1 protein-coding gene is annotated in these 464 nt (G+C 50.4%); it reads left to right on the top strand.

All coding sequences use genetic code 11. The annotated features are described in order from the left end of the window. On the top strand, nucleotides 1–464 hold a 464-nt coding region (locus tag ACTHUM_RS19410), incomplete at both ends, for a hypothetical protein (RefSeq protein ID WP_440403928.1).

The raw sequence follows: 464 nt of genomic DNA, 5'->3' as shown, positions 1-464 counted from the left end.
ACCCCAACCACCCGACACCCCAACAACTACCCACCAAACAAAACCCCAAACCACAACACCCACACACCCACCCCCAACCCACCCAACAACAACACACAAAACAACAACCAACCAAAAACACCCACAAAAACACCCACAACCACCAACACCACACCAACCCCCACACCACCAACCCCCCCAAACACCAACCCACCCACCCCAACCAACAAAAAAACAACCAACACAAACAAAAACCAAACACAACCCACACAAACACCCAACCCAACACCAACCACCCCACTAACCCCCACCCCAACAACCCCACACACACCAAACAACAAACACAATAAAAAAACCAACACTTCAAAAAAAACCACCAACAACACACCAAACCCAACCCACCCGACCACCCCAACCACCAACACAAACAACACACCCAACAACACACCACACACCCCCAACACCAACAAAACCCCAACCAACAA

Source organism: Neisseria sp. P0021.S006 (assembly GCF_051956895.1).
This window is presented reverse-complemented; position numbering and strand designations above follow the sequence as displayed.